The organism is Streptomyces aureus, assembly GCF_001418135.1.
Classification (GTDB): Bacteria; Actinomycetota; Actinomycetes; order Streptomycetales; family Streptomycetaceae; genus Streptomyces; species Streptomyces aureus_A.
This window is the reverse complement of the sequence record NZ_LIPQ01000457.1, coordinates 1-7,090: the sequence shown is the minus strand read 5'-3', so window position 1 is coordinate 7,090 and position 7,090 is coordinate 1. Positions and strand designations below refer to the sequence as shown.

Below are 7,090 nucleotides of genomic sequence, written 5' to 3'. Positions count from 1 at the left end.
CGGTGACGCCGAGTTCGGCGGCGAGCTTCTCCAGACGGGTGAGGTAGTCCTCGTTCCCGGCGGGGACCGGGCCGAACAACCGGAGCCGCAGCGCGGGCAGTTCGGCACGGCAGATGGCGTACGCCCTGATCAGGGTTTCGAGGTCCTTGATGGGGTCGACGCGGCCGCACCAGCTGAGCGTGGGGGTCCCGGGTTCGGGCCCGGCCTCGGGGAAGAGGGCCGGGTCGACGCCGTTGTAGACGGTGCGGATGCGGTCGGCGGGGGCGCCGCCGCGCTCCTCCCAGCGCCGGTTGTACTGGTTGCAGGGGGTGATGAGGTCGGCCTTGCGGTAGCCGAGGGTGTTGAGCTCACGGTAGAAGCCGAGCATGAGGGCCTTGACGGGCCAGCGCTGCGCCTCGGTGCGGTAGCCGAGATAGCGCTCGCGGAGGTAGATGCCGTGTTCGGTGAGCAGGAAGGGCACCCCTTCGAAGTGCTGTGCGGCGAGCGCCGGAAGGGTGGCGAGGCCGCTGGAGACGGCGTGGGCGACGCCGTCGGTGGATATCCGGGCGGCCAGCGGCCGCAGGGCGTGTTCGAGCAGGTCGGTGGCGGTGAGCGCGTCGTGGACGGTGGGCCGGGCCGCGAGCGTCGGCAGATGCGGCATGGTCCAGATCCACATCAGGGAGCGCAGGGCGGCCTCGGAGCGCAGGGCGTTGGTCAGGCGGCCCCGCCGGGCGAGTTCGGCGAGCTCGTACAGGCTGGTGCCGAAGTCGTAGCCCGCCTCCGGGTCGAGGAGGGCGAGGAGCAGGCGCTCGTAGGTGTCGAGGAAGCGGCGGCGCTCACGCCCCCGCAGGGGCCGGCGCGCTCCGGTGAACAGGCCGGGCGCGGTCGGCCCCTGCGGGAGTCCCCAGAGGGGGTAGGCGGTGTGCCGGGTGACGTTGGACGGCAGCTCCCAGGTGACGGGTTCGCGGCCGCTGCCGGTGAGGGCGAGGATCTCGAAGTCGACCTCGGGCATGCCGCGGACGAGCTGGTCGCACCAGGTGCTGACGCCGCCGTGGACATGCGGGTAGGTGCCTTCGGTGAGCATGGTGACATGACGGCCACTGCTCGGCATGTGCGGTTCCCCCCAGAACGTGCTGGTCAGGCGGTCGGGAGCGTGAGTGTGACGCTGGTCTGGAGCACTTCGGGCGCGGTCCAGGCGGAGCGGGTCCCGGCGTACGGCGTGCCGAAGGCGGCGGTGCCGAGGAGGAGGCGCTTGCGGGTGCCCTCGGGTGCGGTGACGGGCACGGTGAGCCCGGCGGGGGCCTTGACGGTGACCGCGGTGCCGATGCGGTAGGCGGTGACCTTTCCGGCGGCGAGGGCCTTGTCCCAGGCGGCGCGGCGGGTCAGTTCGGTGCCGATGTCCCGCTGGGCCGGGTTCACCAGGGGCGCGCTGGGGGCGAACAGGCCCCGGTAGTCGGCGAGTACCCGGTCGAGGACGGGGTAGAGCAGGCGCTCCTCGGCGAGGTTCGACTGGTGCACGTAGTGCGGCCGGGGGTCGTTGCCGAGGACGTGGGAGAGGGCGGTGCGGGCTTCCTGCGGCACGATGTGGTCGGCGTAGCCGGTGGCCGTGGGGAGCGGGGCGGGCAGGCAGGTGGAGGCCGGGTTGGACTCGCAGACGCCGCTGCCGCCGTCGGCGCGGGAGGTGTAGATCCAGTTGTACTCGTCGGCCATCTCGGCGGCGGTGCCCACGTTGTAGTACACGTTCATGGGGTGGCGGGGCACGGTCTTCGCGGCGCCGGACGCGGTGCCGATCGAGCGCTGCTGCGGCTCGCGGGAGTTGTCGCTGCCGGTCCACTTGACGCCGTTGTCGGCGAGGGCGCCGGCCAGGTTCGGGTTGTCGACGGGCTGCTGGGGCAGGGTCCTGAGGCCGGAGTGCTCGCCGGTGACGAGTTCGGAACGGTCGACGGAGATGCCCTTGCGGACGGCCCAGTTGTGGTTGTCGCGGATCTGGGCGGACAGCTCGGCGCGGCTGACCCAGAGGGTGTTGCCCTGGATGTCCTTGGCGCACTGCCAGGGGACGACGGCGTTGTCCTGGACGCAGCCGAGGAAGGGATGGGTGTACGTGTGGTTGATCCACCGGTACTGGGCGCGGTCGGCGACGAGCCGGTCGGTGAGCGGGTCGGAGCCGGCGTGCTCGGTCTTCCACTGCTCGCCCTGGCCGCCGTTGTAGACCATGTCGAGGGTGAAGCCGGAGGACTTCTGCCAGGCGGCGGCGTACTGGGCGTCGGCGACCGTCATCCGGATCGGGTCGGCGCCCTCGCCGTCGTCGCCGACGCAGTCGAAGTCGCCGGGCGTGCAGTTGAGTCCGGTGTCCCAGCGGGCGTCGGGGGCGAAGACGTCGTCGACGTGCACGGAGAGGTAGTTGCGGCTCTGGCCGAGGTGGACGCCCTGGGTGAGCCACTCGACGATGCCGCGGGCGAGGGCCCGGAACTGCCGCTGGTGCTGGTTGTAGGCGAAGGTGACGACCAGTTCGCGGCGCCCGTCGGCGGTGTACTCGCCGACGAGGCTGGCCCGGCCGCCGCCGTCGGCGGGTACGTCCACGTAGCTGGTGTAGCCGGCCCGGGGGCGGCCCGCGTAGCCGTAACTCTCGGCGATCGAGGGGTCGTTGTCCTCGAAGGTGAGCGCCCCGGACAGGTACTGGAAGGGGCCCGCCTTCCCGGCGGCGGTGATTCCGGCGGTGGCCCCGTCGAGGACGCCCGACCAGCCGCCCTCGTTGGTGTAGTCGAGGCCGACGCCGGGATGCGACCAGGTGTAGGCGTCGACCTGCGGGATCCCGAAGGTCCGTTCGTACGTCTGCAGGGCGGTGTGCTCGGCCGAGTCGGGGCCGAAGGCGGTCTCGTGGGGCAGGACGACGCCCTGGTACTTGGCGCGGGGGCGGCCGTCGAGCGTGTCGCTGAGGAAGGCCGCGTCGAGGACCGGCCGGTTCGGGTCGTTCAGGTCGATCCTGCGGTACGGGACGCCGGAGCCCTTCAGCTCGGCGGCGATCGCGCCGACCGCGCTGCCGCCGTCGTCCACGACCAGGACGGTGAGGTCGACCCGGGGCACGGGGGCCGCGAGGGCCTGCGCGGACGGAACGACGGTGGCGAGCAGCGCGGCGGCGGCGAGGGCCGCGACGCGGGCGGTACGGGGCGCGGTACGGGCGCCGCCACGGGTGCCGGGCGCGCTTCTGGGCGTACGGATTCGGCCGGAGTCCATCGGGTGGTGTCCCCCCTCGGCAGGTCCCCGCGCACCGGGGGCCGGGGCGGCGAACCTGTGGAGATGTTGCAGATGGTGCGAAGACGAGTGGGTCGTCCTTGCGTGACTGAGGCGAGTGTGAACGAGCGCTCCGGGCCAGAACGGTAAACATGAAAGAGACACCACGGATGAGTGAATCAGCGCCGCCGTGAGCGAACCGGGTGAGCGAGCGTAGGCTCGTTCTCGGCGCTCTCCGGGCCGAAATACGATGCGGCGGGCACGGTCGGCCCATCCCTCGACCGCCACAGAACTCAATGGAAGCGAGATTTCACCACCGTGACTGCTCTCACTCTCAGCACTGCCGGCGCGGCGACGCTCCGCGCCGACGCCCTCGTCATCGGCGTCGCGAAGTCCGGGAAGACGCTCGTCGTCGCCCCGGGCGCCGAGGCCGTCGACAAGGCCTTCGACGGTCGGCTCGCCGCCGTCCTGGAGACGCTGGGTGCCTCGGGTGCCGAGGGTGAGGCGACCAAGCTGCCCGCCCCCGCCGGCCTCAAGGCCCCCGTCGTCCTGGCCGTCGGCCTGGGCTCCGCCCCCGAGGACGGCGCGTCCTACGGCGCCGAGACCCTCCGCCGGGCCGCCGGTGTCGCCGCCCGCACCCTGACCGGCTCGAAGAAGGCCGCGTTCGCGCTGCCGATCGACGACGCCGAGGACGCCTCCGCCATCGCGGAGGGCGCCCTGCTCGGCGCGTACGCCTTCGACCAGTACAGGTCGTCGGGGGACGCCAAGGACGCGAAGAAGCCGCTGGGCGAGGTCGCCCTGCTCGGCGCCAAGCCGCGCGACAAGGCCCACAAGGCCGCCGCCGAGCGCGCCCAGGCCGTCGCCGAGGAGATCAACCGCGCCCGCGACCTGATCAACATGCCGCCGAACGACCTGACCCCGGCCGCGTTCGCCGCCGCCGCCCAGGCCGCCGGCAAGGAGCACGGCCTCAAGGTCCAGGTCCTCGACGAGAAGGCGCTCGCCAAGGGCGGCTTCGGCGGCATCCTCGGTGTCGGCGTCGGCTCGCAGAACCCGCCGCGCCTGGTCCGCATCGGCTACACCCACCCGAAGGCGGAGAAGACCCTCGCCCTGGTCGGCAAGGGCATCACCTACGACTCGGGCGGCATCTCCCTGAAGCCGGCCGGCCACAACGAGACGATGAAGTGCGACATGAGCGGCGCCGCCGCCGTGTTCTCCACCGTCGTCGCCGCGGCCCGCCTCGGTCTGGAGGTCAACGTCACGGGCTGGCTCGCCCTCGCCGAGAACATGCCGTCCGGCTCCGCCACCCGCCCGGGTGACGTGCTGCGCATGTACAGCGGCAAGACCGTCGAGGTCCTGAACACCGACGCCGAGGGCCGGCTCGTCCTCGCCGACGCGCTGACCAGGGCCTCCGAGGAGCACCCGGACGCGATCGTCGACGTGGCGACCCTGACCGGCGCGATGGTCCTGGCGCTCGGCAACCGCACCTTCGGCATCATGGCCAACGACGACGACTTCCGCTCCGCGATCCACGAGATCGCCGAGGAGGTCGGCGAGGCGTCCTGGCCGATGCCGCTCCCCGCGGACCTGCGCAAGGGCATGGACTCCCCCACCGCCGACATCGCCAACATGGGCGAGCGGATGGGCGGCGGCCTGGTCGCCGGTCTCTTCCTCCAGGAGTTCGTGGGCGAGGGCATCACCTGGGCCCACCTGGACATCGCGGGCCCGGCCTTCCACGAGGGCGCCCCGTACGGCTACACCCCCAAGGGCGGCACCGGCTCCTCGGTCCGCACCCTGGTGAGGCTGGCCGAGCTCACGGCGGCCGGCGAGCTCTGAGCAGCCGCGTGACGGCGACGAAATCCGTAGGTTCATACGCTCTGGCCGGCCCGCCTTACGGACGATCGGCCGTCTCAGAGCACGGCCCCGCGTCCCGCCATCCGTCAACAAGTGCGAAGATGGGTTCTCGGCAGGACAGGGCCCCCACCACAGGGCCGAAAATAAGCGGCCGAACACCAGCCGCCGCCCGGTCATCGAGGACCGGCGACGAGCGCACATGCATGGAGGACGTGACGTGGCGAACGACGCCAGCACCGTTTTCGACCTAGTGATCCTCGGCGGCGGTAGCGGCGGTTACGCCGCGGCGCTGCGCGGAGCGCAGCTGGGCCTGGACGTCGCACTGATCGAGAAGAACAAGCTCGGCGGCACCTGCCTGCACAACGGCTGCATCCCGACGAAGGCCCTGCTCCACGCCGGCGAGGTCGCCGACCAGACCCGCGAGGCGGAGCAGTTCGGTGTCAGGGCCTCCTTCGAGGGCATCGACATCAAGGCCGTGCACAAGTACAAGGACGACGTGATCTCGGGCCTGTACAAGGGTCTGCAGGGTCTCGTCGCCTCCCGCAAGGTGACCTACATCGAGGGCACCGGCCACCTGTCCTCCCCGACCTCCGTCGATGTCGACGGTCGTCGCGTCGAGGGCCGTCACGTCCTCCTGGCCACCGGTTCCGTACCGAAGTCCCTCCCCGGCCTGGAGATCGACGGCAACCGGATCATCACCTCGGACCACGCGCTGACCCTGGACCGGGTCCCGGAGTCCGCGATCATCCTCGGCGGCGGTGTCATCGGCGTCGAGTTCGCCTCCGCGTGGAAGTCCTTCGGCACCGATGTCACGGTGATCGAGGGCATGAAGCACCTCGTCCCCGTCGAGGACGAGAACAGCTCGAAGCTTCTTGAGCGCGCGTTCCGCAAGCGCGGCATCAAGTTCAACCTCGGCACCTTCTTCCAGTCCGCCGAGTACACCGACAACGGCGTCAAGGTCACCCTGGCCGACGGCAAGACCTTCGAGGCCGAGGTGCTGCTGGTCGCCATCGGCCGCGGCCCGGTCTCCGCCGGTCTCGGTTACGAGGAGCAGGGCGTCGCGATGGACCGCGGCTACGTCCTGGTCGACGAGTACATGCGCACCAACGTGCCGACGATCTCGGCCGTGGGCGACCTCGTCCCGACGCTCCAGCTCGCGCACGTCGGCTTCGCCGAGGGCATCCTCGTCGCGGAGCGCCTGGCCGGCCTGAAGGCCGTCCCGATCGACTACGACGGCGTGCCCCGGGTGACGTACTGCCACCCCGAGGTCGCCTCCGTCGGCATCACCGAGGCCAAGGCCAAGGAGATCTACGGCGCGGACAAGGTCGTCGCCCTCAAGTACAACCTGGCGGGCAACGGCAAGAGCAAGATCCTCAAGACCGCGGGCGAGATCAAGCTCGTCCAGGTCAAGGACGGTGCCGTGGTCGGCGTCCACATGGTCGGTGACCGCATGGGCGAGCAGGTCGGCGAAGCGCAGCTGATCTACAACTGGGAGGCGCTGCCGGCCGAGGTCGCGCAGCTCATCCACGCCCACCCGACGCAGAACGAGGCGCTCGGCGAGGCCCACCTGGCCCTGGCCGGCAAGCCCCTGCACTCCCACGACTGACGCTCACGTCATCACAGGGCGCGACGACCACTTCCCGCAATTCGTTAGGAGCAACTGAAACCATGTCGGTTTCCGTAACCCTGCCGGCGCTCGGCGAGAGCGTCACCGAGGGCACCGTCACCCGCTGGCTCAAGGCCGAGGGTGAGCGTGTCGAGGCCGACGAGCCGTTGCTCGAGGTCTCGACCGACAAGGTCGACACCGAGATCCCCGCCCCCGCCTCGGGCATCCTGGCCTCCATCAAGGTCGCCGAGGACGAGACGGTCGAGGTCGGCGCCGAGCTGGCCATCATCGACGACGGCACGGGCGCCCCGGCCGCTGCCCCGGCTCCGGCCGCCGAGTCCGCCGAGGCCCCGGCCGCCCCGGCGCCGGTCGCCGAGGCCCCGGCCGCCCCGGCGCCGGTCGCCGAGGCTCCGGCCCCCGCGG

5 protein-coding genes are annotated in these 7,090 nt (G+C 71.5%); 3 read left to right on the top strand and 2 right to left on the bottom strand.

The annotated features are described in order from the left end of the window. Both pelF and AOK00_RS30595 read right to left on the bottom strand, forming a co-directional pair. A partial coding sequence (pelF, locus tag AOK00_RS30600; protein ID WP_055603462.1) for a GT4 family glycosyltransferase PelF occupies positions 1-1,090 on the bottom strand: 1,090 nt, incomplete at its 3' end. 26 nt (positions 1,091-1,116) lie between these two features. Then, positions 1,117-3,213: a hypothetical protein gene (locus AOK00_RS30595; RefSeq protein WP_055603461.1), complete on the bottom strand. Its 2,097-nt coding sequence runs from the start codon at positions 3,211-3,213 to the stop codon at positions 1,117-1,119. A 315-nt stretch (positions 3,214-3,528) separates the two neighbouring features. On the opposite strand from AOK00_RS30595, the gene AOK00_RS30590 reads away from it, so the two are divergent. The 3 genes from AOK00_RS30590 to AOK00_RS30580 form a co-directional block, all read left to right on the top strand. After that, positions 3,529-5,043 carry a leucyl aminopeptidase gene (locus AOK00_RS30590; protein WP_055603460.1) on the top strand — a complete coding sequence of 505 codons (1,515 nt, stop codon included), beginning with the start codon at positions 3,529-3,531 and terminating at the stop codon, positions 5,041-5,043. A gap of 235 nt (positions 5,044-5,278) precedes the next feature. Next, positions 5,279-6,667, top strand: a complete 1,389-nt coding sequence (gene lpdA, locus AOK00_RS30585) for a dihydrolipoyl dehydrogenase (protein WP_055603459.1) — start codon at positions 5,279-5,281, stop codon at positions 6,665-6,667. Positions 6,668-6,729: 62 nt separating this feature from the next. Further along, a partial coding sequence (locus tag AOK00_RS30580; protein ID WP_301554233.1) for a biotin/lipoyl-containing protein occupies positions 6,730-7,090 on the top strand: 361 nt, incomplete at its 3' end.